The sequence below is a fragment of the Oleiphilus sp. HI0067 genome (genome assembly GCF_001635735.1).
In genome coordinates, this window is record NZ_LWFI01000484.1 from 1 (window position 1) to 1,001 (window position 1,001).

At 40.4% G+C, this 1,001-nt stretch carries 1 protein-coding gene and 1 pseudogene; one reads left to right on the top strand and one right to left on the bottom strand.

The annotated features are described in order from the left end of the window. Positions 1-259: pseudogene (locus A3739_RS30725) on the top strand (VapC toxin family PIN domain ribonuclease); the annotation flags it as partial. 464 nt (positions 260-723) lie between these two features. Here the strand turns inward: A3739_RS30725 and A3739_RS05830 are convergent. Continuing rightward, positions 724-1,001, bottom strand: a 278-nt coding sequence (locus A3739_RS05830) for a GNAT family N-acetyltransferase (RefSeq protein WP_156502382.1), incomplete at its 5' end; no start/stop codon positions are given.

Below are 1,001 nucleotides of genomic sequence, written 5' to 3' on the forward strand. Positions count from 1 at the left end.
GAGTGATAAGGACTACAGCAAGACAAAGAAACTGCTAAGCAAATTAGACCAGTATGAGATGCTAGGCAATAGGATGGTTGTTGAGTGTGCAGACTATTACCGTTTGCTGAGAAAGAAAGGTATTACGGTCAGAAAGACAGCGGACGTAATCATTGCGACCTTTTGCATAGATAATAAATTGCCGCTGCTATTTACGGATAAAGACTTCAAACCTTTTGTAGAACATTGCGGATTAATATCTGCTATTTCAAAAACATAACAGCTTATTATACGGAATTCCGTATAAACCGCAGACGACAACGCGTCTTCACGATCACCAAAACTCCATTTTTGTTCAATGGATTCAATCACTTAAAGAGCATCCTATCATTAGAAACCAAGATTCTCTTTGCGCAAAAAGAAGACTTGGGTTTACACGGGTCCGTATAAACCCAGAAGCAATTTTTTAAGTAATTGTTTTATAAAACAATATCAGAAGGAAGCGGCAAAAAGACAGACTTATCTCACGGGTTTCATAGGAAGCGATTACCCCAAATCTTCGTGATTCCATTACAACTGTTTATTTATATAGTTTTTTAGCTAATTATCTGAGGACCTTACTGTTAGGTCACAGCAACTATTTTAAGGCTTTCGCATCACTAAATGTCAGCCCCCCTATATGAAGCGGGCATTCGTCATGAAAGGGATTTGATGTCGGCTTTTGTCTAAAATCACCCTCTACTGCTACTCCATCGAAGACGCTCTANACATATCGATATGTGGTATGCCATCTTCATCGTACTCATCCGACACATTTTCATATCCCAATGAGCGATAGAATTTATTCAGATAAAGTTGGGCTCCGATTCGGTTTCCTTGACCCGGGTATAAACGCTCACTTTCTGCGATAGAGCGTTGCATGAGCTTGACGCCACAACCATCTTTTCTATGACTTTGCGCGACCACAACACGGCCAACCGAAGGCTCTTTATATTTCAAACTTGGAGGAACAAGGCGTGTAC